Origin of the sequence: Acinetobacter tjernbergiae DSM 14971 = CIP 107465 (genome assembly GCF_000374425.1) — a bacterium.
GTDB lineage: Bacteria > Pseudomonadota > Gammaproteobacteria > Pseudomonadales > Moraxellaceae > Acinetobacter > Acinetobacter tjernbergiae.
In genome coordinates this window covers 59,441-84,498 of record NZ_KB894372.1, presented here as the reverse complement: position 1 = coordinate 84,498, position 25,058 = coordinate 59,441, and the positions used below count along the sequence as shown (strand labels likewise).

The window sequence follows — 25,058 nt, the reverse complement described above, 5'->3', positions numbered from 1 at the left end:
ATCTTCCGTTAACCGTGTGAAAAAGGCTTTGAAATTACTGAAGTGAGAACACTTATACCAAATGGCGATAAAGCTAATTTCCGAGATGGTCAGCTGTGCAGTTCTGATTCTTAAAGAGTAGCGGATTTGTTTGAGAAACTTCCAATAAGTTGATTCAAATTTAAGAAAGAAATCATCGATTACACAGAATAATTCGGTACTATTGAACATTAGGACTAGAGCTTTAGGTTTGGTGTGGTAACTCAACTGATGGCTCTAGTTCTTTTATTTTTCAAGTCAATTTTTTATCCACGATTCGTGGTTATATTAAATAATGATACTTTAAAGTATTAAAAGACTTATAATCAGAACTGTTATGAACCATGACAGAATCATTTTTTACAATCAATAATTCATAATAAAATTGTTCTGATAATACGCTCTACACTACGTAAAAATAGGAGTTTTACTCCTATTTATAGTTCAAAATTTAATTCAAATGTTTAGAAACATCTTTTGCAACTTGGATTGCAATGTCATCCCAAGCTGATTCCAATAACCCTGTTTGACTACTACCTCCAATTTTAGGATCTTTAAGTTTTGAAGTATAAGTATTAGACCAACTCTTACCTTCATAATTAAAAGTAGCTGTTAAAGTGACATTCGCTACATCAACTGCTGGAGTAATATTAAATATACCAGCAGAATATTCAAAACCCGAACGAGCATTCTCAACGGTAATCATTAAAGGTTTACCATCTGATGAAATCGTAACGTATTGAGCAATTGCTTCTTCTATCCGATTAGATAAAGCTATACCAGTAGGAACCCTTGTTCTAGTTCCTCCACCTACAAAGCCATCTGCTCCTTGTATATCAATACGCTTTGGAAAAGTCTCAGGATTCCATTTAATAACTATTTTGTCATTTAATTTTGGTAATGTAGATAACTGTGAAATGGAAGAATAATTTAAACGATTATTAAAAGGTAAATTTATAGCACACCCTGTTACACTAAAAGTAGCAAACATTACCCCAATAATAGCAATTTTTTTCATAAACTCTCTCAACTTAATCATTAATAAATTTTGTATAAACATTTATAACTAATTTTTAAATGTTTATTTTACCGAATTCTACTTCACAAATTTTTCTAATGTAAAGTGATAGCCTTTATTTAAAACCTAATTTTAAATATTTTTTATCTAAAGATTATTATTTCACTATTATAAAAATAAATTAATTTCAAAAATAAAAAAGGTCGGCTATTACACCGACCTTTTTTGGAACAACTGACTGTTCTACACGTAGAAGTATTATTTTACTTCACGGTCAACGAGTTCAACGTAAGCCATCGGTGCAGCATCACCTGCACGGAAGCCCGCTTTAAGAACACGAAGATAACCGCCGTTACGTTCTTTGTAACGAGGGCCAAGAACGGTAAATAATTTACCAACAGTTGCTGCTGAACGAGTACGAGCAAACGCTAAGCGACGGTTTGCAACAGTATCGTTTTTAGCCAAAGTGATTAAAGGCTCAGCAACGCGGCGAAGTTCTTTCGCTTTAGGCAAAGTTGTTTTAATTAACTCATGCTCAACTAAAGCATTTGTTAAATTTTGGAACAACGCCTTACGGTGGCTGCTTGTACGGCCTAATTTCACACCACTATTACGATGACGCATGGTGATAGTCCTACTTAATTAACGGCTACGATAGGCAAAACGGTCATCCATACGGAGACTAGCTGGTGGCCAGTTCTCTAAACGCATGCCGAGTTGTAAACCTTTCGATGCCAAAACATCTTTGATCTCAGTTAACGATTTTTTACCTAAGTTAGGAGTTTTTAACAACTCAACTTCAGTACGTTGAACAAGATCACCAATGTAGTAAATATTTTCTGCCTTCAAACAGTTAGCAGAACGAACAGTAAGCTCGAGATCATCTACTGGACGAAGCAAGATTGGGTCAACTTCTTCGCGAGGCTCTTGAGCAACAGGAGTTTGGTCTTTCTGAAGATCAACAAAGATTGCAATTTGTTGTTGCAAAATTGTTGCCGCTTTGCGGATTGCTTCTTCAGGATCAACCGTTCCGTTAGTTTCAAGATCAATCACTAACTTATCAAGATCGGTACGCTGTTCTACACGAGCATTTTCAACTGTGTAAGACACGCGCTTGATTGGGCTATAAGAAGCATCTAACTGTAAACGACCTACTGGACGTGTTTCACCTTCAGGGAAACGTGAGTCAGATGTTTCATAACCACGACCTTGAGCTACTTTAAGGCGCATTTTTAATGAACCAGAAGAACTCAAAGTACCGATTAAATGATCAGGGTTAACCACTTCAACATTATGAGGTAAACGAAGATCAGCTGCTGTTACGTCACCTGCACCTTGTTTCTCTAATGTTAAATATGCTTCATTTTGATCGAACAGCTTAATAGACAATCCTTTTAGGTTCAGCAAGAGCTCGACGATGTCCTGCTGCAAGCCTTCTAAAGTACTGTACTCGTGCTCGACGCCTTCTATCTCAACTTCAACCACAGCAGCGCCAGGTAAAGAAGACAATAGAATGCGACGTAAAGCATTACCTAGAGTATGACCAAAGCCACGCTCTAAAGGTTCAAGAATCACTTTTGCCGAGGTCCCGCTCACCGCTTCGACCTTGATCGCTTGCGGAGTTAGAAACTCGTTTGCAGTACGCGTCATTTATTGCTACCTCAAGGATTATTTAGAATACAATTCTACAATCAAGCTTTCGTTGATTTCAGCAGGTAAATCAGAGCGATCTGGTGCAGCTTTAAACGTACCTTCCAACTTAGAATGATCAACTTCCATCCAAGCAGGAATACCACGTTGAGCAGCTAATTCAATCGCGTTTTTGATACGCAATTGTTGTTTAGCACCTTCATGCACTGCAATTACATCACCCGCTTTTACTTGAATAGACGCAATGTTTACACGACGACCATTTAAAGTAATAGAACGGTGAGATACTAATTGACGAGCTTCTGAACGTGTAGAACCAAAACCCATGCGATAAACTACGTTATCAAGACGGCTTTCAAGCAATTTCAACAAGTTTTCACCTGTTGCGCCTTTCACACGAGCTGCTTCTTTATAGTAGTTACTAAATTGACGTTCTAACACACCGTACATACGACGTACTTTTTGTTTTTCACGTAATTGTAGTGAATACTCAGATTGCTTACCACCACGAGCCTGACCATGTTGACCAGGTGCTTTATTGTGTTTTTTGGTTTTAACATCAAACGGTTTAACGCCTGATTTAAGTTGCAGGTCTGTCCCTTCGCGGCGAGAGAGTTTGCATTTTGGACCAATATAACGAGCCATGAATGTTTCTCCTTACACGCGACGTTTTTTAGGTGGACGGCAACCGTTGTGAGGAATTGGTGTCACATCGGTAATGCTGTTAATCTTATAACCCACTGCGCCTAATGCACGAACCGCAGACTCACGACCTGGACCAGGACCTTTTACAAGGACGTCTAGGTTTTTCAAACCGTAATCCAAAGCTGCTTTACCAGCAACTTCAGCAGCTACCTGAGCAGCAAACGGAGTTGATTTACGTGAACCACGGAAGCCTTGTCCACCAGAGGTAGCCCAAGCCAATGCATTACCTTGACGATCGGTAATCGTTACAATGGTGTTATTAAAAGACGCGTGAATGTGTGCAACACCTTCAGAGACGGTACGAGTGACCTTCTTGCGTGTGCGAGTATCTTTAGCCATCTTTTAGCTTCCAGAAATCTTACTTTTTAATCGGTTTGCGCGGACCTTTACGGGTACGTGCGTTAGTTTTGGTGCGTTGACCGCGGACAGGCAAGCTGCGACGATGACGAAGACCACGATAGCAGCCTAAATCCATTAAACGTTTAATGTTCATGGAAATTTCGCGACGTAAGTCACCTTCGGTTGGAACCTTAGTAACTTCTGCACGAATCGCATCAAGCTGAGCATCATCTAATTCACGGATTTTCGTGGTTTCAGCAATACCAACAGCAGCTAAGATATTCTTAGCAGTATGGCGACCGATACCAAAGATATACGTGAGAGAGATAACAGCATGCTTGTTATCCGGAATGTTTACACCGGCAATACGAGCCATTCAATTTTCTCCAAAAAGGCAGTCAAGATAATCAACCGCCCCACAAAAATCTTGAGGGGCGGATAATAACCTAATTAGCCTACTGAAATCAACAGGTCTTAATTAAATTAACCTTGACGCTGTTTATGACGAGGTTCTGCGCTACAAATCACGCGAATAACCCCATTACGACGGATAACTTTGCAGCTACCACAAATTTTCTTTACAGAAGCTTGTACTTTCATGATGAAACCTCTAAGTGCGCTTATCCCTTAGGATGAGCAGTCGTTTTTCTCATTAACGTTTGATCATCATATTGATGCGACGTAAGGTGCGCTTGGAGTTGCGCCATAAAGTCCATTACAACTACTACTACAATTAGTAAAGATGTTCCACCTAAATGAAATGGAATACCAAACGAACTTTGTAGAACCATTGGCATTAAACACACCACGGTAATATAGATTGCACCAATAAAAGTCAAACGGTTAAGAATATGATCTAAATAACGAGCCGTTTGCTCACCTGGGCGGATACCAGGCACATATGCTCCGCTACGTTTTAAATTCTCGGATACTTCCTTCGGGCTAAAAACCAGCGCGGTATAGAAGTAACAGAAGAAAATAATTAACGCGCCAAAGAGCATTAAATACAACGGCTGTCCAGGTGATAACACCAATGCCAGATCTTGTAGGCTACGTTTCACAATCCCTGCATTTGGATCAGCACTTCCCAACCATTGTCCCAAGCTCGCTGGAAATAACAACAAAGAGCTTGCAAAAATCGCTGGAATAACACCTGCCATATTAATTTTCAATGGCAAATGTGTTTGCTGTGCAGTAAACACACGACGACCTTGTTGTTTTTGTGCGTAGTTCACAGGAATACGACGTTGTGCTTTTTCAATAAACACAATCGCAGCAAGAACTGCTAGCGACAATAAGCCGAATACAGCCAAACCAATTAAACTACCTTGACCATTCTGAACAGATGTAAATGATTGAATTACTAAATTTGGTAACCCCGCCACAATACCTGCAAAAATAATCATCGAAATGCCATTACCAACACCACGTTCGGTAATCTGCTCTCCAAGCCACATCAAAAACATTGTTCCAGCAACTAAAGAAGTGACTGCTGGAACATAAAATGCAAGTCCAGAACTCAAGGTAATACCCTGACTAATCAGACCAGCACACATCCCCACACCTTGCACGAGTGCAAGGAATAAGGTGCCATAGCGTGTATATTGATTGATCTTACGCTTGCCCTGCTCGCCTTCTTTTTTCAAAGCTTCTAGCGAAGGAACTACTGTTGACATTAACTGCACAATAATCGATGCAGAAATATACGGCATAATCCCTAACGCTAAAATCGACATGCGTTCTAATGCACCGCCAGAGAACATGTTGAATAAACCTAAGAAGGTACCTTCATTAGCTTTAAAAAACCGCGCTAGCGCTACATTATCAATCCCCGGCAACGGAATATGCGCTCCTAGTCGAAAGACCAATAACGCGCCAATCAAAAACATTAATCGACGAATAATTTCACGATATTTCACATGAAATGGTTGGCCTTTCATCATGTTTACATGACCGGAAGAACTAGGAGTCATAGACACTCGAGATTACTCCTCGACTTTACCGCCAGCAGCTTCAACAGCAGCTTTAGCGCCTTTAGTCAACGCAACACCTTGTACAGTGAACGCGCGAGTGATTTCACCAGAAAGCACGATGCGAGCACGAATTTGGTCACGACGAACAACATTCGCAGCTTTCAAAGTTTCAAGGCTAACAACATCACCTTCCACTTTGTTCAACTCAGACAAGCGTACTTCAGCAGTTTTTAAAGCGATTTGGCTAGTGAAACCGAATTTAGGTAAACGACGATATAACGCTGTTTGACCACCTTCAAAGCCTGGACGAGTACCACCACTTTTACGTGAATTCTGACCTTTGACACCACGGCCACCAGTCTTACCAACACCAGAACCGATACCACGGCCTAAACGACGATTTTCACGCTTAGCACCTTCTGCAGGTGCAAGTTCATTTAAACGCAGAGTCATGGCTTATTCCTCTACACTAACCATATAGTAAACTTTGTTGACCATACCACGGTTAGAAGGCGTATCTTGCACTTCTACAGTATGACCAATACGACGCAGACCTAGACCTTGTAAGCAAAGTTTATGATTTTTTAAACGATGCGAAGAAGATTTAGTCTGGGTAACTTTAATCGTTTTCATGATTGATTACCCTTGAATTTGTTCTACTGAAAGACCACGTTTCGCAGCGACTTTCTCAGGAGAAGTCATATCACGCAAACCTTTGAAAGTTGCGTTTACTACGTTAGCAGCATTTGTAGAACCATAACATTTAGCAAGTACGTTATGTACACCTGCAGCTTCAAGAACAGCACGCATCGCGCCACCAGCAATTACGCCAGTACCTTCTGAAGCAGGTTGCATATATACACGGCTTGCACCATGACGAGCATTCACAGGGTGTTGTAAAGTAGTACCAGCAAGATCTACAGTAATCATGTTACGACGTGCAGCTTCAAGTGCTTTAGAAATAGCAGCTGGAACTTCACGTGCTTTACCACGACCAAAACCTACACGACCATTACCATCACCTACCACAGTCAATGCTGTGAAAGAGAAGATACGACCACCCTTAACAACTTTGGCTACACGATCAACGGCAACCAGCTTTTCAACAAGACCTTCGTTTTGTTCAACTTTAGCCATGATTAGAACTCCAAGCCGTTTTCACGAGCAGCATCAGCCAAGGCTTTGATACGACCATGATATTTAAAACCAGAACGGTCAAATGCAACTTTCGTTACACCAGCAGCTTTCGCACGCTCTGCGATTAAAGCACCTACTTTAGTAGCTGCGTCTACATTACCTGTAGTACCGCTACGCAAAGATGCATCTAAAGTTGAAGCTTGCGCTAAAACTTTGCCACCATCTGCTGAAATAACTTGAGCATAGATGTGACGCGGAGTGCGGTTTACACACAAACGAGTCGCACCCAATGCACGAATGTGCAAGCGTGTGCTTTTCGCACGACGCAAACGGGTTTGTTTCTTTTCGTTCATAAGAACCTCGCGCCTTATTTCTTCTTAGCTTCTTTACGAAGAATAACTTCATCCGAATAACGAACACCTTTACCTTTATATGGTTCAGGAGAACGGTATGCACGGATTTCCGCTGCTACTTGACCTAACAACTGCTTGTTTGCTGATTTCAAAATGATTTCAGTAGCAGTTGGAGTTTCCGCTGTTACACTTTCAGGTAAAGCGTAGTCAATTGGGTGCGAGTAACCAAGGTTAAGATGTACAATTGTACCCTTAACCGCAGCTTTATAACCGACACCAACAAGCTGCAACTTACGTTCAAAGCCTTCACTAACCCCTTTTACAAGGTTATTTAATACAGCGCGAGCAGTACCAGCTTGCATCCAAGCATCTTTCGACTCTTTAACTGGAGCAAGTTGAAGTTTACCTTCTTCCTGTTTTAGCTCGACCAGCGCATGCAGGTTGAAAGACAATGTACCTTTACTGCCTTTCACTTCGACCTGCCGGCCGTTCTGAGTAACTGCTACGCCATTTGGCACAGTTACTGGGGCTTTAGCCACACGAGACATGAGGATTCACCTATTAAGAAACAAAAGCAACAACTTCACCACCAACGCCTGCAGCACGTGCAGCGCGATCAGTCATGATGCCTTTGCTTGTAGAAACAATTGCAATACCTAAACCTTGCTTAACGCTTGGAAGTTTATCTTTACCACGGTATTGGCGAAGACCTGGACGGCTTACGCGCTTAACCGTTTCGATAACTGGTTTGCCTTCGAAATATTTTAACGTAATGGTCAAAGTAGATTTTGTCTCTTCTTGAGCAACTTCTACATTTGAAACATAACCTTCTTGTTGAAGTACATTTGCAATCGCAACTTTCAACTTAGAAGAAGGCATAGAAACGGTTTGTTTCTTTGCCATTTGTGCGTTACGAACACGTGTTAGCATGTCGGCAACGGTATCTTGCATACTCATTATAGTCGCTCCTTACCAGCTTGCTTTAACAACGCCAGGTACATCACCCTGCATTACTGTGTCACGTAATTTGTTACGGCTTAAACCGAACTTACGGAAGTAACCATGAGGACGACCAGTTAAACCACAGCGGTTACGAAGACGTACTGGAGATGCATTACGTGGTAATGCTTGTAATTTTAGCGTCGCTGCGAAACGTTCTTCGTCAGTTGCATTTACGTTAGCAATCGTAGCTTTTAATTCAGCACGTTTTGCAGCGTATTTTGCAACTGTCTTTTCGCGTTTCAATTCGCGATTAATCATACCTTTCTTAGCCATATCGACCTCTTATTTGAACGGGAAGCCGAATGCACGCATAAGCGCACGGCCTTCGTCATCGCTACGAGCAGTAGTCGTAATCGTGATATCTAAACCACGGATACGATCAATCTTGTCAAAATCGATTTCAGGGAAAACGATCTGCTCTTTTAAACCCATCGAGTAGTTACCACGACCATCAAATGATTTCGAAGAGAAACCACGGAAGTCACGGATACGAGGGATTGCGATCGAGATCAAGCGATCCAAGAATTCGTACATTTGGTCGCCACGTAAAGTAACTTTACAACCAATTGGCCAACCATCACGGATTTTAAAACCAGCAATTGATTTACGTGCAAGTGTCACAACTGGCTTTTGACCAGCAATAAGTTGCATATCAGCAACAGCACCATCTAATAATTTCTTATCAGTTGCAGCTGCGCCTACACCCATATTAAGAGTGATTTTGGTAATGCGAGGAATTTCCATCACATTCTTAATGCCAAGTTGTTCTTGTAACTTCGCTTTAAGTTCTTCATTGTAACGTGCTTTAAGTCTGGCCATCGCCTTTTCAACCTATTACTTCGCTACCGCCACTGATTCACCATTTGACTTATAAACACGAGTTTTCGTGCCTTCAGTCACTTGGTAACCAATACGGTCAGCCTTTTGGGTTGTAGCATTAAAAATTGCCACGTTTGAAATATGAAGCGTAGCCTCTTGAGTAACAATACCGCCTTCAGCGCCTGTTACACGGTTTGGCTTTTGGTGCTTCTTCACTAAGTTAAGACCTTCGACCTTAACTCGATCTTCAGAAATAGACAAAACAACACCTTGTTTGCCTTTTTCTTTACCTGCGATCACAATTACTTGATCGCCTTTTTTAATCTTAGCCATGATTGCCTCTTATAGAACTTCAGGAGCCAATGAAATGATTTTCATGAACTGTTCAGTACGAAGTTCACGAGTCACTGGTCCGAAGATACGAGTCGCAATCGGAGCTTTATTGTTGTTCAAAATTACAGCAGCATTATCATCAAAACGGATCACAGAACCATCTGGACGACGAATGCCGAACTTTGTACGAACAACTACAGCATTCATCACGTCACCTTTTTTAACACGTGCGCGTGGGATTGCTTCTTTTACAGTAACTTTAATAATATCGCCAACTGAAGCATAACGACGGTGTGAACCACCAAGTACTTTAATACATTGTACGCGGCGTGCACCACTGTTGTCTGCTACGTCGAGCATACTTTCGGTTTGAATCATTGCCCTACTCCAAAACCGAGCATCACCGGTCACAATTTCGAAAGGCTCAAAGAGTACTCGAAATTGTCCGATGATGCAACAAGAACGTCTAATTACTCAGCAGCTGCTTCAACGACTTCCACTAAAGTCCAAGCTTTAGTTTTAGAAATTGGGCGGCTTTCTTTGATGGTTACCAAGTCGCCAGTTTTAGCAACATTGTTCTCATCATGAGCGTGTAATTTAGTTGAACGGCGGATTGATTTGCCATACAACGGGTGTTGAACGCGGCGTTCAATAAGCACAACAATAGACTTGTCCATTTTGTCACTTACAACTTTGCCGGTTAACGTGCGGACTGTTTTTTCACTCATTGTCCGTTCCCCTGTTTTTCGGTAAGGAGTGTCTTAATACGAGCAATTGTCTTACGAGCAATTTGCACTTCATGCGATTTGCCTAATTGACCAGTTGCTTTCGCCATACGAAGACGGAATTGGTTAAGCTGTTGCTCATCAAGCAAAGCTTTCAACTCTTCTACCGACTTTTCACGTAGATCTTTAGTTTTCATTACATCACCGTCCGAGTCACGATAGTGGTTTTAAACGGAAGTTTAGCAGCAGCTAAAGCAAAAGCTTCACGCGCTAACTCATCGCTAACACCTTCAATTTCGTACAGGATCTTACCTGGCTGAATCTGACAAACCCAGTATTCCACACTACCCTTACCTTTACCCATACGAACTTCTAATGGCTTTTCAGTAATTGGTTTATCTGGGAATACGCGGATGAAGATTTTACCACCACGTTTAATACGACGGCTAATGGTACGACGTGCAGCTTCAATCTGACGCGCAGTCATACGACCACGTTCAGTTGCTTTAATTGCAATCGAACCAAATGATACTGTACTACCACGATGCGCTAGACCAGTGTTACGGCCTTTGTGCACTTTACGGAATTTGGTACGTTTAGGTTGCAACATGGATTATTCTCCCTTGTCAGCAGCACGGTCACCGCGACGACCACGACGCTCTTGACCTTCACCACGACCACGACCACGTTTAGCTGGACGCTCTTCAGCAGGAGCAGGGTTCATGACTTGTTTCATGCCACCTAAGATCTCGCCACGGAAAATCCAAACTTTAACACCGATCGTACCGTATGTTGTTTCTGCACGCATAGTTGCATAGTCGATATCCGCACGAAGTGTATGCAAAGGCACACGACCTTCACGATACCATTCTGTACGAGCAATCTCTGCACCGCCTAAACGACCAGAAACCTCAACTTTGATACCTTTAGCACCAGCACGCATCGAATTTTGAACCGCACGCTTCATAGCACGACGGAACATAACACGCTTTTCTAATTGAGAAGCAATTGCTTCAGCAACTAAACGCGCATCCAAGTCAGGACGATCGATTTCATTAATGCTAACTTGCGCTGGAACACCCATAATAGTGGTGAGTTCACGCTGTAATTTTTCAATGTCTTCGCCTTTCTTACCGATTACGATACCTGGACGAGCAGTGCTAATTGTTACCTTAGCAGCACCTGTAGGACGTTCGATAAGAATATTGCTGACCATCGCATTCTTAAGTTTTTTCAACAAAAACTCACGAACTTGAAGATCTTTAAGCAAGTATTCAGCGTATTGTTTCGGACTCGCATACCAGTTAGCGTTATGACGTTTCACAACACCTAGGCGGATACCGATTGGATGAACCTTCTGACCCATATCAAACCCCTACCTTAACGGTGATGTGACAAGTACGCTTAGTAATACGATCTGCACGGCCTTTAGCACGTGGCATAATACGTTTAAGGCTTACACCTTCATCAACGTAAATCGTAGTTACTTTAAGGTCATCAACATCTAAGCTGTTGTTATGTTCAGCGTTTGCGATTGCAGACTCGAGTGCTTTTTTAACAAGCACAGCTGCTTTCTTATTGCTGAAATTCAAAATATCAAGCGCGCGCGCAATCGATTTACCACGGATCAAATCAGCAACTAAACGTGCTTTTTGTGCCGAGATAGCGGCACCGCGTAATTTTGCAGTTACTTCCATCATAGCACCTATTAACGTTTAGACTTCTTATCAACACCGTGACCACGATAGGTACGAGTTGGCGCGAATTCACCTAACTTATGACCAACCATATGTTCAGTAATAATTACTGGAACATGGTTACGACCATTGTGAACAGAAATTGTTAAACCAACAAAATCCGGCAGGATCATTGAACGACGTGACCAAGTCTTGATTGGCTTACGATTGTTAGCTGCGATAGCCGCTTCAACCTTAGCAAACAAGTGCGCGTCGACGAATGGACCTTTTTTTAATGAACGAGGCATTATTCAGATTCCTTTACTTGACGCGACGGTCGCGAATAATCATCTTAGTCGTACGCTTATTGGTACGTGTCTTGTACCCTTTAGCTTTTTGACCCCATGGACTTACAGGTTGAATACCTTTACTACGTCCTTCACCACCACCATGTGGATGGTCAACTGGGTTCATCGCCATACCACGAACGGTAGGACGAATACCACGCCAGCGCGCTGCACCAGCTTTACCCAATGAACGAAGGTTGCTTTCTTGGTTAGAAACTTCACCAATAACAGCACGACATTCAACATGGATTTTACGCATTTCACCAGAACGTAAACGAACGATAGCGTAAGAACCATCACGACCCAACAACTGAACTGAAGTACCAGCAGAACGTGCGATTTGAGCACCTTTACCGATTTTAAGTTCAACGTTATGTAGGGTAGAACCGATTGGCATATTACGAAGTGGTAAACAGTTACCTGGACGAATTGGAGCATCGTTACCAGATTGAACTTTATCACCAGCACGTAAACCTTTAGGCGCAATAATATAACGACGCTCACCATCAGCATACAAAACTAAAGCAATGTGTGCTGTACGGTTAGGATCGTATTCAATACGCTCTACAGTCGCAGGAATACCATCTTTATTACGTTTAAAGTCAACAAGACGGTAGTTTTGTTTATGACCACCACCTACGTGACGCGTAGTAATGTGACCGTTATTATTACGACCACCAGTACGTTTTTTAGCTTCTACCAACGGAGCATATGGAGCGCCTTTGTGAAGATGGTCATGAACCACTTTCTCTACAAAGCGACGTCCTGGAGACGTTGGCTTACATTTTTGAATTGGCATAATTTTCGTCCTTATTCCGCTGCATTTTCAGCGGTATCGCCCAAGTCAGCCATTTCTACATCTTGGCCAGCTTTCAGGGTGACGTATGCTTTTTTCACATCAGAACGACGTCCTAATGATTTACCAAAGCGTTTTGTTTTACCTTTAGTGATTGTTGTATTAATTTTAACAACTTCAACACCAAAGAGCTGCTCAACTGCTTTTTTGATTTCAAGTTTGTTTGCATTTAATGCAACTTTGAACACTTGAACACCAGCAGTATCACCTAAAACTTGTGCTTTTTCTGAGAATACTGGTCCTAATAGGACTTGATAGATACGTTCGTTGTTCATCCGAGTTCTACCTCAATTTTCTTAGCAGCAGCTACAGACATTACAACTTTATCAAATGCAATCAAGCTAACTGGATCAATTGCAGTTGCATCTACCACATCAACGTGTGGAAGGTTGCGAGCTGCGAGATACAAGTTCTCATCTACAGCATCTGTAATGATCAATGCACGAGTTGCATTCAAGTCTGTAAGTTTTGCAAGCAAGTCTTTAGTTTTTGGAGCTGCAACAGCAAACTCTTCAACTAATACAAGACGATCTTGGCGAACAAGTTCAGCTAAGATACATTGCATTGCACCGCGATACATCTTACGGTTTACTTTTTGAGACCAATCTTGTGGGCGAGCAGCAAAAGTTTTACCACCACCAACCCAGATAGGGCTACGAATAGAACCCGCACGAGCGCGACCAGTACCTTTTTGACGGAATGGTTTTTTACCACCGCCAGAAACGTCTGCACGTGATTTCTGAGCTTTCGAACCTTGACGACCACCAGCTAAGTAAGCTGTAACAACTTGGTGTACAAGCGCTTCGTTAAACTCACGTCCGAAAGCAACTTCAGACAATTCAACAGCAGAGCCGGAAACAGTTTTTAAATTCACAGTATTTCCCCTCAGGCCTTGATGGTAGGACGTACAATAACGTCACCATTCGTTGCACCAGGAACAGCACCTTTAACAACTAAAACAGAACGTTCAGCGTCAATAGATACAATTTCAAGACCTTGAACTGTTACGCGTTCATCACCTAAGTGACCAGCCATTTTCTTGCCTTTGAACACGCGACCAGGAGTCTGGTTTTGACCTGTAGAACCTAATACACGGTGAGATACAGAGTTACCATGAGTAGCATCTTGCGTACGGAAATTCCAACGCTTAACACCACCCTGGAAGCCTTTACCTTTTGATTGACCAGTTACGTCAACAATTTGACCAACTGTGAACAAATCAACACCGATAGAAGCACCAACTTCACGGCCTTCAAGCTCAGCTTCAGTAACACGGAACTCTTTAACTAAACGACCAGCAGCAACACCAGCTTTCGCATAGTGACCTTTCTGAGCGTTAGTTACGCGCGATTCGCGACGTTCACCAGTAGTTACTTGAATTGCTTGATAACCATCAGTTTCAAGTGTTTTGATTTGCGTAATGCGGTTTGGATCGACTTCGATAACTGTAACAGGTACAGATACACCAGCATCTGTAAAGACGCGAGTCATACCACATTTGCGACCGACTAAACCAATAGCCATGTGCATAAACCTCTAAAAAAGCGGCCTAATTAACTTAACGTTAATCAACCGAAAGCCTTAACCCAAAGCGATCTGAACATCAACACCAGCAGCAAGATCTAATTTCATCAATGCATCAACAGTTTTATCTGTAGGTTGAACGATATCGATCAAACGTTTGTAAGTGCGGATTTCGTACTGATCACGAGCGTCTTTGTTGACGTGTGGTGAAGTAAGAACGTTGAAGCGTTCGATGCGAGTAGGCATCGGAATTGGACCACACACTTGTGCGCCAGTACGCTTAGCGGTTTCTACAATCTCTTGAGCAGATTGATCAATCAGACGATGATCAAAAGACTTCAAACGGATACGAATTCTCTGGTTAGACATACCAGTAAACTCCAAGCCAAATATATAAAGAATCACCCATGACGCACCTCACCTTATTGGTAAGTGTCAAGGGCAGTGAAAATCACTAAGGTCATGATCGATGCCACGACTGTAATGCGTTGACTACTTTCTTCGTAGTGAACGCCCTCCATTTGAGGGTCGCCCATTATAACGATTGTTTAAGTCTTATGCAATTCTTCTTTTATTTTTTTAGATTTTAGCGGAGCTAAGCATTGACGACATATTCTATTGCCCGATTCAACAATTGATTGCCTTGTTCAAATTTACTTTTAATGGATTTTTTTAACTCTGACATAGGTTGAACATATTTCCCATTAAATACAGCACTATCTTCTTCATTTTCAATCAACAATTGCAAAGCATGCGGGGTCATCTCGGGGTGAAACTGAAAGCCAAGCACATTGCGCCCAATTTGGTACATCTGGTTTTGACAGACCTTATTTTCTGCTAAACGGACGCCGCCACGAGGAATCTCAAAGGTCTCACTGTGCCATTGCATAATATTAAGCTTATCAGGGATTTGAAAATAATTTTCAGGGACATGTGAAACCCTACCCACATCCATCCACCCCAATTCTTGATGTTGATTTCGACTGACAGTCGCTCCTAATGCATTGGCAATCAACTGTCCACCTAGGCATAAACCAATCGCAGGTTTGCCCGCAGCCAAATAACGTCTCAACCATCTTTTTTCTAATTTTAACCATGGATAATTTGCTTCATCATTCACACTCATCGTCCCTCCCATAATAATGAGTAAATCAACCTCATCAACATGTGGAAGTGCTTCCAATTCAAGTGACAAATCAACAGGTAAAGCAAAAAATTCTGTAGCAGTAATTTTTGCTTTATGTGATTTTAAAAAGCCATGACAACTTCCAAATCCTTCACCAGCAATGTGCTGAAAATAATGCACTCTTAAATGCGACTTCATTCGCGTAAACCTATTATCGTTAGAATGATAATAAGTCTTAGCAAAAATAAAGCCAGTTTTAGAGGAAAGCTTTGATCTGTAACGATTCTGTACAAAATATGCAAATTACTAGCAGGATTTCATATTTTCTCTTAACCTAAATCATTCTATTGATTTAATTTTGCCCCATGACTAAACATAATTGTCCACAAACTGCACTCATTCATGCACCACGCCAAGCCCCTCAATACATAGAAACGATACAACCTCCCCTATTTCGTGCATCCACAATAATTTTTAAGACCACAACGCACCTTTTTGATCGCCATTGGACAGATGCCTATGACTATAGTTATGGCACACATGGCACACCCACAACCTTCACATTGGCTGACAATATTGCCCAAATCGAAGGCGGAGATTTTTGCTTACTTGCACCAAGTGGTTTATCAGCAATTAATTTAGTGAATAGTGCTTTTTTAAGTTCAGGCGATGAAGTATGGGTGGCTGATAATATTTATGGCCCCAACCTTGAACATTTAAAAAATCTGCAAGATCGATATGATATTCGCGTTAGAATTTATAATCCGATTGATGCTGAAAGCTTTCAACCAACAGAGAAAACTAAGCTTATTTGGTTAGAAGCAGCAGGTTCAGTTACTTTAGAATTTCCAGACTTAAAAAATCTAGTCAAAAAAGCCCAACAAGCCAATGTATTAACAGCACTGGATAATACATGGGGTGCAGGGCTTGCCTTTAATGCTTTTGATTTCTCAGATGAACATCTGAGTGTTGATATAACAGTACACGCACTGACCAAATATCCAAGCGGTGGTGGTGATATTTTAATGGGTTCAGTGGTCACACGAGACCAACTGTTACATCATAAACTGTATCGCATGCATGCCACTCAAGGTATCTCTGTTTCAGGCGACGATACTGCACAAATTCAGCGCAGCTTGGCACATATGTCACTCCGTTATGAACAACAATCTAAAAGTGCAATCACCGTACTCGATTGGTTAAAGCAACAACCTCAATTTAGCCAAGTACTGCATCCAAGCAATCCTGATGTAGCAGGTCATCAATTTTGGGCAGAAATTTGTAGCACAGGTAAAAGTGCGGGCTTAGTCAGTGTCATTTTCAAGCCTGAGTATGATCTCGCAGCAATTCGTAAATTCTGTGACAGCCTGACTTTATTTAAGCTTGGGTTTAGTTGGGGCGGCCCAGTCAGCCTCGTCATGCTCTATGACTTAAAACAAATGCGAGAACTTAAAAATACACATTTACAACAAGGTTTGTTGGTTCGCTTCTGCATAGGACTAGAACATCCAGAAGATTTAATCCAAGATATTCAAAATGCACTAAAACAACTCGAATGAAATAAAGAATAGGTGAAGAATGAGCACACCCATTATTATTGCCAAAAAAACCACGGACACAACACAAGATATTGTTTTACATTCTCAATTTGCAAACCGACATGGTTTAATTGCAGGTGCAACAGGTACAGGTAAAACGGTTACACTTAAAGTACTTGCTGAGAGCTTTTCACGTCTGGGTGTGCCCGTATTTCTGGCAGATGCCAAAGGCGATGTCTCCAGTTTGGCTAAAGCAGGCAGTAGCAATCCTAAATTTGATGAGCGCCTGAAAAACCTGCAACTGACCCCCATTCCATTTGCTGCTTCCCCTGTTATTTTTTGGGATTTATTTGGGCAACAAGGTCATCCAATCCGTACCACGATTTCGGAAATTGGTCCGTTACTTTTGGCGCAAATGCTAAACCTGAATGACACACAAGAAGGTGTGCTTTCGGCTGTATTTCGTGTTGCAGATGATCAAGGGCTTTTATTAATTGATTTCAAAGACCTTAAAGCAATGCTGACCTATGTCAGTGAAAATGCGGCTGAATTAAAAGCAGAGTACGGCAATCTTTCCCCAGCAAGCATCGGGGCAATTCAACGTAATCTATTAGCTTTGGCGGATCAAGGCGGCGAGCAGTTTTTTGGTGAGCCAAGTCTGAATATTCTCGACTTTATTCAAACCGATACCAATGGTCATGGCTATATCAATATCTTAGCCGCTGACAAGCTCATGAATACACCTAAACTCTATGCCACTTTTTTACTTTGGATGTTGTCTGAATTATTTGAACAACTTCCTGAAGTCGGCGATATGGATAAACCCAAATTGGTGTTCTTCTTCGATGAAGCACATTTATTATTTAATAATGCCAGCCCTGCCTTACAACAAAAAATTGAGCAAGTGGTTCGCCTGATCCGCTCTAAAGGTGTGGGGATTTATTTTATTACCCAAAACCCACTCGATCTCCCTGAAAGCGTATTGGGGCAATTGGGTAACCGAGTACAACATGCCTTACGGGCATTTACCCCCAAAGATCAAAAAGCCGTGAAAACGGCAGCGGATACCTTTCGAGCTAATCCCGAATTTAAAGTGGATCAAACCATTACCGAACTTGCTGTGGGTGAAGCATTAATTAGTTGCCTAGACGAACAAGGCACACCTCAAATTGTAGAACGTGGTTGGGTAATGCCACCCTATTCTTCTTTTACTCCAATCACGCCAGAAGAACGACAAATTATTATTTCGCAAAGTATTGTTGCAGGTGTTTATGATCAAGCGGTGGATCGTGATAGTGCTTATGAAATGCTGCAAAAGAAAGTGCTACAACAATCTCAGCAAAAAGAAATAGAAGAACTGGAAAAACAACAAAGCAAAGAACAGGATACTTTAGCGAAGCAACAAGCCAAAGAGCAGGAACGTTTTGCGAAAGAGCAACAAAAAGCAGCGGAAAAAGCACAACGTGATCGTGAAAAACTCACTCAGGATATTGTCGGTACTTTTGCCAAAAGTGCAGCACGTAGTTTAGGCGGCAGTACAGGACAAAAAATTATCAGAGGTTTACTCGGTTCATTATTTGGTAAATAAAAATCTTTATTATTTTAAAAATCAGGGGATAATCACTTATCCCCTATTTTTTTTATGGTTTTAATCAAAACAGATATTGCAAATAAATTTTATAAGGTATATTTTAAATATATCTTATAAATGATAGCCAAGAGAGATCACCCATGACTCCGCAGCAAATTGACCTCGTAAAAGCAACTGTTCCTGTACTCCGTGAAAATGGTGTAGCGCTCACGGGTTACTTTTACAATCGTATGTTAGGCAACAACCCAGAATTAAAAGAAACCTTTAACATGGGGCATCAACGTAGCGGCGCACAAGCACAAGCACTTGCTGGTGCAGTTTTGGCGTATGCAGAAAACATCGAAGACCCTTCTGTACTTTTACCTGTGGTTGAGTTAATTGCACATAAACATGTCAGCTTAAATATTCAATCACCTGATTACGGTATTGTGGGTGAGAACCTGCTCCATTCAATCAGTGAAGTACTGAATATCTCAATGGAAGATCCATTGATTGGGGCATGGGCGGCTGCTTATGGTCAATTAGCAGACCTATTTATTAGCACTGAAAAAGCCATTTATGATCAACATCAACAAACCAAAGGCAGTTGGTTGGGTTGGCGTAATTTTAAAATCGCCAAAAAAGTTGTTGAAAGTGATGAGATCACTTCATTCTATCTAGCTCCTGTAGATGGCGGTGAATTACCAAAATACGAAGCAGGTCAATATATTTCGGTTCGCGTGTTTGTGCCTGAACTCAATTTAAGACAGCCACGTCAATACACCCTATCGACGAGTCCTCAAGCAGATTACTTACGTATCTCAGTCAAACGTGAAGATGAAAAAGGTGAGTTAGCAGGCGGTTGGGTGTCTAGCACTTTACATGGCTTAGCTGAAGGTTCAGAAATTGAAGTCTCTGCGCCAACAGGTAATTTCTATCTGATTGACAGCCGCAAACGTAATGTATTCATTAGTGGTGGTGTGGGCTTAACGCCAATGATTGCAATGCTCAATCAATTGGTAACTTTAGACATGCCTCAACCTGTGAGCTTTATCCATGCTTGTCGTAACAGCCAAGTACATGCCATGAAAAAACATATTCATGAATTGAAAGCGAAGTATCCACGTCTGAGTACATTTACAGCTTATGAATTCCCACATGAAGGTGATGTACTCGGTGAAGATTATGAGGTCGCTGGTCGTTTAGATTTAGGCTCAATGGATGCAGGCTTACTACCTGTAAATGCTGATTACTACTTATGTGGTCCAATGCCATTTATGGCAGAGCAACATAAAGCTTTAGTTGCTCGTGGTATCCCTGCTGAAAATATTCACAGTGAAGCATTCGGTACAGGTGGTGTAAAACTCAGCTAATCGGCACTGCGTTTTGCATAGGGCTAGTCTATGTTAGACTAGCCCTTTCTATTTACAGCAATAGATTGAGTGAAATCCCATGCAACTCAATAAGTTTACTGATTATGCGCTCAGAATTTTAATGTATGTCGCTCGTCCAAGTGATGTACCGTATACGATTGCAGATATTGCGCGAGACTTGCATGTATCCCAAAACCATTTAGTGAAAATCGTTCACTTCATGGGAAAACAACACTGGATTGTGACGATTCGTGGTAAAGGTGGTGGACTTCGTTTAAATCCAGAAGCCAAAAGTTTAAAACTAGGTGAAATTGTTCGTATCTTGCAAGGCAACCATCAGATCGTCGAATGTAATACCCCACCCTGTGTTTTACGCTCCCATTGTGGTCTTAAAGGCATCTTAGACCAAGCCTTGGAATGTTTTTATCAAAGCCTTGACCAATACACACTTGGAGAAGTGCTACAACATGGGATTCTCCCCTCTTCTACGCGTTCCAATATTGACTTTTTACAACTCGTTCAAAAAGCCTAAACATCAAAATTCGCACGAACGCCTCACATCCTTTATAATGGCTCTTGCTATTTCAATTCAAAAGTAAGCTTCTATGCGTCGCAGTGAAAAATCGAAAGACACCAAAGCCAGACTCGCACCCAAAGAAAAAATCAGTTATGAAAAAAAGACCGACCCTGCATTAACCGCCTATGCAGTACAGTCTTTAACTTGGTTACGCCAAGCTGAGTTTCTCATGAGTGCGCCTAAACTGGATTTATGCGTAGAAGATACAGGCTATGAAATTGCATTCGCAGGTCGTTCTAATGCAGGTAAATCAAGTGCAATCAATGCATTAACCAACCAAAAACAGTTGGCACGTGCATCGAAAAGACCTGGTCGTACACAGATGATCAACTTTTTTAGTTTAGGCAATCCTGACCAACGTTTAGTCGATTTACCAGGTTATGGTTATGCGGCTGTACCTGAAGCCATGAAAATCGTATGGCAAAAAGAACTCGAAAATTATTTAATTCACCGTAAAAGTCTACAAGGCTTGGTGCTCTTGATGGACATCCGCCATCCCTTACAACATTTTGACTTGATGATGTTGGAATGGGCACATTCACGTCATTTGTTTGTGCATATTCTGCTGACCAAAGCAGATAAATTAAATCGTGGCCCTGCCAATAAAGTACTATTAGAAATTAAGCAGCAGTTGAAGAAAATGAAACTTGATTTCTCGATTCAATTATTCTCTTCACTCAATCGAATTGGTTTAGAAGAATTGGCAAGCATCATGGGTGGCCGTTTAAATTTCACACTCGATCAACCAGCAGAATTTGACCTTGATCAGATCCCAGAAGCTTCAGAAATAGACGTCGAAGAATAAATAATGCATTTCATGCAACTTGATGCATTAAATAATTTCTAATTGTCCCGAATTGCTAAACACAAACACTAGGTAGTTTTCATATACTGCTTAGTGTTGGTTCATTGCACTATCGATTAGGACTAAACGATGAAATTACTATCATTTATGAAGAACAAAGTTCTTGGTTCTTCAATTGACTATAAAATTCTCCCACGCAAAGTGAAGTTTGACTGGGAAAAAACACCAGTGGATTGGATTCCAAACCAGCCTTACGCCAGTTATTTTATTAATGAAATTAACAATATTTTACCCGCAGGTGAATTTTGGTTTTGTCGCTTGTACAATAAAGTATTGCCTCAAGTCACTGATGAAAAATTAAAACATGATGTCCAAGCATTTATTCGTCAAGAAGCAATGCACGCAATTGCACATACATCTGCCAATAAAGAATATCTCAGCCAACGCAATATTGATATTCAGCGTAATCTTGAAATCATGGACTTCTTATTCACCAAAGCATTAGCCGACAAACCTTTTGGTAAAGAAGTTCCAAAAGTACTTGATCATCAATGGGATTTATTTCGCTTAGGCGTCATTGCAACCGTTGAGCACATGACCTGTGTATTAGGTAAATACGCACTTTACAACAAGCGTTGGGAAGAATTAGGGGCTGACCCTGAAATGATCGATTTAATCAAATGGCATGGTTCTGAAGAAATTGAACACCGTACCGTTGCCTTTGATCTATATCGTCATTTGGGTGGGGGCTATCTTGCTCGTTACTATCTCAGTGTTGCGGTGATTATTGGTGTACTCGGTTTATGGGTCGATGGTGCAGCTCACATCATGAGCCAAGATCCACGTTTTGCAGATAAGAAACCGAGCTTATTCAGACCTTGGGTGTGGATGGAATGGTATAAAATTGGTCGCCAAGACAATCAAGTTCTACCAAGCCCGATTTGGTTGGTTGCACAACAACTAGATTACCTGATGCCATGGTATGACCCTGTGAAAGAAGGTAATACCCAAGATGCTGTAAATTATTTAAATAATTCTCCAGCAGCGAAACGCGCATTGCAACAGGCAGCATAATTTGAATGAGAAAAAAAGCAGGAGTGATCTCCTGCTTTTTTATGTCAAATCTAATCAACCCACTTCTACTTCAGCTTGTTTCGCATAACGATCTACCACAACACTAATCATCATATCGCCTTGCACATTGACCACAGTACGTACCGTGTCCAGTACACGGTCAATTGGTAGCAAAATCGCAATTGCTTCTGCTGGCAAACCAACCGATTGCAGAACCATAATCATGGTCACCATACCTGCACTTGGGATTCCTGGTGCACCTAACGAAGCAATCATGGCCGTTAAACACACAATGATTTGCTGCGTTAAACTCAAATCTAAACCCATCAAATTTGCAATAAATAAAGCGGCGGCTGCCTCATAAAGCGCAGTACCATCCATATTCAATTGTGTGCCCAAAGGGATGACGAAGCCTGCCGTTTGTGGTCGCACACCTAAGTTTTCCTGTGCACACTTCATACTGAGTGGCATCGTCGCTGAACTTGAACTGGTCGCAAATGCGGTGACTAAAGCTGTGCGTGCGCCTTTAAAGAAAGTGATTGGATTCATTTTACCAAAAATCCAAAGTAACGCAGGCAAAACAACTGCACCATGAAAAATCGTTGTTCCTGTCACAACGACTGCAAATTCAAGCAATCGACTCAAGACCGAAAGATCTTCGGTCGCGATCAACTTAGCGAGTAATGCAAAAATACCGATTGGAGCTAGCTTCATCACCCAACCCACAAGCATCATCATCATGACAAAGAATTGTTGGCAGGTATTGCGAACCAAACTAAAGCTTTCACCACCTTTGACTAATGCGACTCCAAGGAATAACGCAAAGACCACAACAGCAAGCACATTGCCTTCACTAAATGCTTTAAAAGGATTGATTAAGGTATTTTGGATGAAACTGGTGAGGAAACTAGATGGTGTGAGCGTATCAGGCGTCTGATGGTTGTGCATGGCATCTTGGAAGATTTGAATATCAACCCCTTTACCTACATCAAACAGATGCGCACAACTAATCCCTAAAATCAGGGCTAAGGTTGTTGTCGTTAAACAACTCAGTGCTGTAATTTTCCAGACTCGTCCAAATTGTCCACCTGCCTGTAAATTTGAAACCCCTACCACAATTGAACTAAAAATCAGCGGGATGAGCAGCATTTTGAGTAAACCAATAAAAATACTACTTAAAATACTAAGCCCATATAAACTATGCTCAGTAAAACTGGCATGGGGATAAAGGGTTAACAGAAAACCACATATGACGCCAAGTATGGCTGCAATGAGTATTTGTGTATTTAAATTCATTCTGATTAATAAAATGTTTAGCTTGTCAGTACTATGGCATGCTCATATTGAAGAATCGAGCAATTTTTTGTCATAACCTAATGACAAAAAAGCCATCAAAATGATGGCTCTCATATTTACTTTTATTTATTGGGTTTCAATTTCTCTGAGCCGAATCAAACCTTCTTGAACCGTACTACAGACCAATTGACCATTCTGCCACATACGTCCAAAGTTGAGACCGCGTGAACTGGCACTAATGGTCGCTTCCATATCATAGAGCATCCAATCATCAGCACGTAATGGACGGTGAAAATAGATGGTATGGTCAATACTTGCGCATTGCAAGTTTGGTGAAATCCACGACAAGCCATGTGGGCGTAATGCCGTTGTCATCAAAGTAAAGTCTGAATAGAACGCAACAATGGCTTGATGTAATGAAATCTCATCCAAATTCTGTGGAATACGATCATGGGTGCGAATGTAATGCGCATAATATGGTGCTTCAGGTTGAGGCTGAAATGGATTGACAGGTCGCGTCGGTCTGATTTCCACATGGCGCTCACGCATAAAGCTCGTACGTGCGTTTTCTGGTACGAAGTTGAGCATACTTTCTTTTAATTCTTTCTCAGATTTCAGCTCTTCTGGCGCAGGATACTCTGGCTCTTTGTGCTGATAATTCAAACCCTCTTCTGGGTTGGCAAAAGACACCATCGCAGAAAAAATTGTTCGTCCGTGTTGAATCGCACGCACTTGTCGACTAGCGAAACTTTTACCATCTCTGAGTGGATCAACCTCATAAATAATCGGGGCATCAACATCACCGCCATATAAGAAATAAGCGTGCAAAGAATGTGCTGGACGATCTGTTGTATAAGAGGCGGCTCTTAATGCTTGTCCAAGAACTTGTCCACCAAATACTCGTTTGCCGACCAAATTACGGCTCTTGCCTCGGAAAATATGCTCTTCCAACTTTTCCAAAGTCAAAAGTTCAACCAGTTCTTGAGTTAACGCATTCATGTAATTGCCTTCCAACATCAATGAGGAGAGATCAATCCATCCTTTAAGGATCGATCATTTTGATTGTGCCACAAATTCCAATAAATATGCTCAGGATAAAATGATTCATCCGTCACATTAATATCTACTTATAACCGCTAAAAATACGATTTTTAACGATAAAATCTACCAAATACGCTATATTTTGTCAGAAAATAACATATCGTTTCATGGCAGAATATCGCA

37 protein-coding genes and 2 pseudogenes are annotated in these 25,058 nt (G+C 41.4%); 6 read left to right on the top strand and 33 right to left on the bottom strand.

The annotated features are described in order from the left end of the window. From C502_RS18950 to C502_RS0114230, 31 genes and pseudogenes are all read right to left on the bottom strand, one after another. Positions 1-210 (bottom strand): annotated as a pseudogene (locus C502_RS18950) (IS982 family transposase); the annotation flags it as partial. Between the two features lie 259 nt (positions 211-469). Beyond that, on the bottom strand, positions 470-1,036 hold the full coding sequence (locus C502_RS0114375; RefSeq protein ID WP_018679509.1) for a hypothetical protein: 567 nt from the start codon (positions 1,034-1,036) through the stop codon (positions 470-472). Positions 1,037-1,294: 258 nt separating this feature from the next. Next, positions 1,295-1,660: a 50S ribosomal protein L17 gene (rplQ, locus tag C502_RS0114370; protein ID WP_004641032.1), complete on the bottom strand. Its 366-nt coding sequence runs from the start codon at positions 1,658-1,660 to the stop codon at positions 1,295-1,297. Between the two features lie 18 nt (positions 1,661-1,678). Beyond that, on the bottom strand, positions 1,679-2,686 hold the full coding sequence (locus C502_RS0114365) for a DNA-directed RNA polymerase subunit alpha (protein ID WP_004660372.1): 1,008 nt from the start codon (positions 2,684-2,686) through the stop codon (positions 1,679-1,681). Positions 2,687-2,704: 18 nt separating this feature from the next. Further along, entirely contained in the window at positions 2,705-3,331 is a 627-nt protein-coding gene (gene rpsD / locus C502_RS0114360; RefSeq protein WP_004641035.1) for a 30S ribosomal protein S4, read from the bottom strand. A 12-nt stretch (positions 3,332-3,343) separates the two neighbouring features. Continuing rightward, the gene (gene rpsK, locus C502_RS0114355; protein ID WP_001040166.1) at positions 3,344-3,730 is read right to left on the bottom strand and encodes a 30S ribosomal protein S11; all 387 of its coding nucleotides are present in this window, start codon (positions 3,728-3,730) and stop codon (positions 3,344-3,346) included. A 19-nt stretch (positions 3,731-3,749) separates the two neighbouring features. After that, positions 3,750-4,106 carry a 30S ribosomal protein S13 gene (gene rpsM / locus C502_RS0114350; protein WP_018679508.1) on the bottom strand — a complete coding sequence of 119 codons (357 nt, stop codon included), beginning with the start codon at positions 4,104-4,106 and terminating at the stop codon, positions 3,750-3,752. A gap of 107 nt (positions 4,107-4,213) precedes the next feature. Beyond that, a complete protein-coding gene (gene rpmJ, locus C502_RS0114345; protein WP_000867907.1) occupies positions 4,214-4,330 on the bottom strand; it encodes a 50S ribosomal protein L36 in 117 nt (38 codons plus the stop codon). 20 nt (positions 4,331-4,350) lie between these two features. Next, positions 4,351-5,670 (bottom strand): preprotein translocase subunit SecY, encoded by a 1,320-nt coding sequence (gene secY / locus C502_RS0114340; protein WP_171067639.1) that lies wholly within the window; start codon positions 5,668-5,670, stop codon positions 4,351-4,353. Positions 5,671-5,715: 45 nt separating this feature from the next. Beyond that, a complete protein-coding gene (gene rplO / locus C502_RS0114335; RefSeq protein WP_018679506.1) occupies positions 5,716-6,156 on the bottom strand; it encodes a 50S ribosomal protein L15 in 441 nt (146 codons plus the stop codon). A gap of 3 nt (positions 6,157-6,159) precedes the next feature. Beyond that, entirely contained in the window at positions 6,160-6,336 is a 177-nt protein-coding gene (gene rpmD, locus C502_RS0114330) for a 50S ribosomal protein L30 (RefSeq protein ID WP_003653652.1), read from the bottom strand. A gap of 6 nt (positions 6,337-6,342) precedes the next feature. Continuing rightward, positions 6,343-6,840, bottom strand: a complete 498-nt coding sequence (gene rpsE, locus C502_RS0114325; RefSeq protein ID WP_004657688.1) for a 30S ribosomal protein S5 — start codon at positions 6,838-6,840, stop codon at positions 6,343-6,345. A gap of 2 nt (positions 6,841-6,842) precedes the next feature. Next, positions 6,843-7,193, bottom strand: a complete 351-nt coding sequence (gene rplR, locus C502_RS0114320) for a 50S ribosomal protein L18 (RefSeq protein ID WP_003653654.1) — start codon at positions 7,191-7,193, stop codon at positions 6,843-6,845. 14 nt (positions 7,194-7,207) lie between these two features. Then, entirely contained in the window at positions 7,208-7,741 is a 534-nt protein-coding gene (gene rplF / locus C502_RS0114315) for a 50S ribosomal protein L6 (RefSeq protein ID WP_018679505.1), read from the bottom strand. A 13-nt stretch (positions 7,742-7,754) separates the two neighbouring features. Next, positions 7,755-8,150, bottom strand: a complete 396-nt coding sequence (gene rpsH / locus C502_RS0114310; protein ID WP_018679504.1) for a 30S ribosomal protein S8 — start codon at positions 8,148-8,150, stop codon at positions 7,755-7,757. Between the two features lie 12 nt (positions 8,151-8,162). Then, entirely contained in the window at positions 8,163-8,468 is a 306-nt protein-coding gene (gene rpsN, locus C502_RS0114305; RefSeq protein ID WP_005052026.1) for a 30S ribosomal protein S14, read from the bottom strand. A gap of 9 nt (positions 8,469-8,477) precedes the next feature. Next, a complete protein-coding gene (rplE, locus tag C502_RS0114300; protein ID WP_018679503.1) occupies positions 8,478-9,014 on the bottom strand; it encodes a 50S ribosomal protein L5 in 537 nt (178 codons plus the stop codon). A 15-nt stretch (positions 9,015-9,029) separates the two neighbouring features. Then, entirely contained in the window at positions 9,030-9,347 is a 318-nt protein-coding gene (gene rplX, locus C502_RS0114295; protein ID WP_018679502.1) for a 50S ribosomal protein L24, read from the bottom strand. A gap of 9 nt (positions 9,348-9,356) precedes the next feature. Further along, positions 9,357-9,725: a 50S ribosomal protein L14 gene (gene rplN / locus C502_RS0114290; protein ID WP_004657680.1), complete on the bottom strand. Its 369-nt coding sequence runs from the start codon at positions 9,723-9,725 to the stop codon at positions 9,357-9,359. Between the two features lie 92 nt (positions 9,726-9,817). Beyond that, on the bottom strand, positions 9,818-10,075 hold the full coding sequence (gene rpsQ, locus C502_RS0114285) for a 30S ribosomal protein S17 (RefSeq protein WP_004641057.1): 258 nt from the start codon (positions 10,073-10,075) through the stop codon (positions 9,818-9,820). Continuing rightward, a complete protein-coding gene (gene rpmC / locus C502_RS0114280) occupies positions 10,072-10,269 on the bottom strand; it encodes a 50S ribosomal protein L29 (RefSeq protein ID WP_000849927.1) in 198 nt (65 codons plus the stop codon). Before rpmC ends, rpsQ begins: the two co-directional genes overlap by 4 nt. Continuing rightward, a complete protein-coding gene (gene rplP, locus C502_RS0114275) occupies positions 10,269-10,682 on the bottom strand; it encodes a 50S ribosomal protein L16 (RefSeq protein WP_004657678.1) in 414 nt (137 codons plus the stop codon). Before rplP ends, rpmC begins: the two co-directional genes overlap by 1 nt. After that, a pseudogene (rpsC, locus tag C502_RS0114270) lies at positions 10,622-11,438 on the bottom strand (30S ribosomal protein S3). The gene rplP and the pseudogene rpsC overlap by 61 nt, the downstream one beginning before the upstream one ends. A gap of 1 nt (position 11,439) precedes the next feature. Continuing rightward, on the bottom strand, positions 11,440-11,769 hold the full coding sequence (gene rplV / locus C502_RS0114265; RefSeq protein ID WP_004672999.1) for a 50S ribosomal protein L22: 330 nt from the start codon (positions 11,767-11,769) through the stop codon (positions 11,440-11,442). An 11-nt stretch (positions 11,770-11,780) separates the two neighbouring features. Further along, a complete protein-coding gene (gene rpsS, locus C502_RS0114260) occupies positions 11,781-12,056 on the bottom strand; it encodes a 30S ribosomal protein S19 (protein WP_004678590.1) in 276 nt (91 codons plus the stop codon). A gap of 13 nt (positions 12,057-12,069) precedes the next feature. Further along, complete coding sequence (rplB, locus tag C502_RS0114255) at positions 12,070-12,894, bottom strand: 50S ribosomal protein L2 (protein WP_018679499.1); 825 nt, start codon at positions 12,892-12,894, stop codon at positions 12,070-12,072. 11 nt (positions 12,895-12,905) lie between these two features. Then, positions 12,906-13,226: a 50S ribosomal protein L23 gene (gene rplW, locus C502_RS0114250; protein ID WP_018679498.1), complete on the bottom strand. Its 321-nt coding sequence runs from the start codon at positions 13,224-13,226 to the stop codon at positions 12,906-12,908. After that, positions 13,223-13,825: a 50S ribosomal protein L4 gene (gene rplD, locus C502_RS0114245; protein ID WP_004660347.1), complete on the bottom strand. Its 603-nt coding sequence runs from the start codon at positions 13,823-13,825 to the stop codon at positions 13,223-13,225. The genes rplW and rplD overlap by 4 nt, the downstream gene beginning before the upstream one ends. A gap of 11 nt (positions 13,826-13,836) precedes the next feature. Further along, on the bottom strand, positions 13,837-14,475 hold the full coding sequence (rplC, locus tag C502_RS0114240) for a 50S ribosomal protein L3 (RefSeq protein WP_023274790.1): 639 nt from the start codon (positions 14,473-14,475) through the stop codon (positions 13,837-13,839). A gap of 57 nt (positions 14,476-14,532) precedes the next feature. Next, positions 14,533-14,844, bottom strand: coding sequence for a 30S ribosomal protein S10 (rpsJ, locus tag C502_RS0114235; RefSeq protein WP_000070912.1), 312 nt, complete (start codon positions 14,842-14,844; stop codon positions 14,533-14,535). 226 nt (positions 14,845-15,070) lie between these two features. Next, on the bottom strand, positions 15,071-15,799 hold the full coding sequence (locus C502_RS0114230; protein WP_018679496.1) for a type 1 glutamine amidotransferase: 729 nt from the start codon (positions 15,797-15,799) through the stop codon (positions 15,071-15,073). Between the two features lie 167 nt (positions 15,800-15,966). Here C502_RS0114230 and C502_RS0114225 point away from each other — a divergent pair, with 167 nt between their 5' ends. From C502_RS0114225 to C502_RS0114200, 6 genes are all read left to right on the top strand, one after another. After that, positions 15,967-17,160 (top strand): PLP-dependent transferase, encoded by a 1,194-nt coding sequence (locus tag C502_RS0114225; protein WP_018679495.1) that lies wholly within the window; start codon positions 15,967-15,969, stop codon positions 17,158-17,160. A 19-nt stretch (positions 17,161-17,179) separates the two neighbouring features. Next, positions 17,180-18,727: a helicase HerA-like domain-containing protein gene (locus tag C502_RS0114220; protein WP_018679494.1), complete on the top strand. Its 1,548-nt coding sequence runs from the start codon at positions 17,180-17,182 to the stop codon at positions 18,725-18,727. Positions 18,728-18,870: 143 nt separating this feature from the next. After that, positions 18,871-20,082, top strand: a complete 1,212-nt coding sequence (gene hmpA, locus C502_RS0114215) for an NO-inducible flavohemoprotein (protein WP_018679493.1) — start codon at positions 18,871-18,873, stop codon at positions 20,080-20,082. A 79-nt stretch (positions 20,083-20,161) separates the two neighbouring features. Next, a complete protein-coding gene (locus C502_RS0114210; protein ID WP_018679492.1) occupies positions 20,162-20,614 on the top strand; it encodes an RrF2 family transcriptional regulator in 453 nt (150 codons plus the stop codon). Between the two features lie 73 nt (positions 20,615-20,687). Next, positions 20,688-21,464 (top strand): ribosome biogenesis GTP-binding protein YihA/YsxC, encoded by a 777-nt coding sequence (yihA, locus tag C502_RS0114205; RefSeq protein ID WP_018679491.1) that lies wholly within the window; start codon positions 20,688-20,690, stop codon positions 21,462-21,464. 129 nt (positions 21,465-21,593) lie between these two features. Beyond that, a complete protein-coding gene (locus tag C502_RS0114200; RefSeq protein ID WP_018679490.1) occupies positions 21,594-22,538 on the top strand; it encodes a metal-dependent hydrolase in 945 nt (314 codons plus the stop codon). Positions 22,539-22,592: 54 nt separating this feature from the next. Here the strand turns inward: C502_RS0114200 and C502_RS0114195 are convergent, their stop codons facing one another. Together C502_RS0114195 and C502_RS0114190 are read right to left on the bottom strand one after the other, a co-directional pair. After that, a complete protein-coding gene (locus tag C502_RS0114195) occupies positions 22,593-23,834 on the bottom strand; it encodes a dicarboxylate/amino acid:cation symporter (RefSeq protein WP_018679489.1) in 1,242 nt (413 codons plus the stop codon). Positions 23,835-23,960: 126 nt separating this feature from the next. Next, positions 23,961-24,833: an acyl-CoA thioesterase gene (locus C502_RS0114190; protein ID WP_018679488.1), complete on the bottom strand. Its 873-nt coding sequence runs from the start codon at positions 24,831-24,833 to the stop codon at positions 23,961-23,963. Positions 24,834-25,058: the final 225 nt, after the last annotated feature.